The organism is Arthrobacter sp. Y3223164, from assembly GCF_059091005.1.
Genome location: NZ_JBNHGF010000925.1, coordinates 1 through 357 on the forward strand (window position 1 = coordinate 1; position 357 = coordinate 357).

Annotated in this window: 1 pseudogene; it reads right to left on the bottom strand. The window is 72.3% G+C overall.

The features are described 5' to 3' along the window. Positions 1-357, bottom strand: a pseudogene (locus AC5RUJ_RS18755) (glutamate-1-semialdehyde 2,1-aminomutase); the annotation flags it as partial.

The following is a 357-nucleotide window of genomic DNA, read 5'->3' on the forward strand; positions in this document are numbered from 1 at the left end:
GGCGTGGCCGCCGCGGCAGCCCGCGCGGCCGCCGGCAATGCGGCGAAGATTCTCTCCATCGCGGCGTCGTCGTGCGCCGCCGAAAGGAACCACGCTTCGAACACCGACGGCGGCAGGTAGACGCCGGCGTCGAGCATGGCATGGAAGAAGGGGGCGTAGCGGAAGGCTTCCTGGCCCTGGGCGTCGGCGTAGTTGTGGACGCCGTTGGCCGAGGTGCCGAAGGCCACGCTGAACAGGTTCCCCGCGGTCTGGATGCTGTGGTCCACGCCGGCCTTGGACAGGGCGGCGGTCAGCGCGGCCTGCAGTTCGAGCGAGCGGGCGTCGATCGCCGCGTAGACCGCGGGCGTCGCGGCGGTC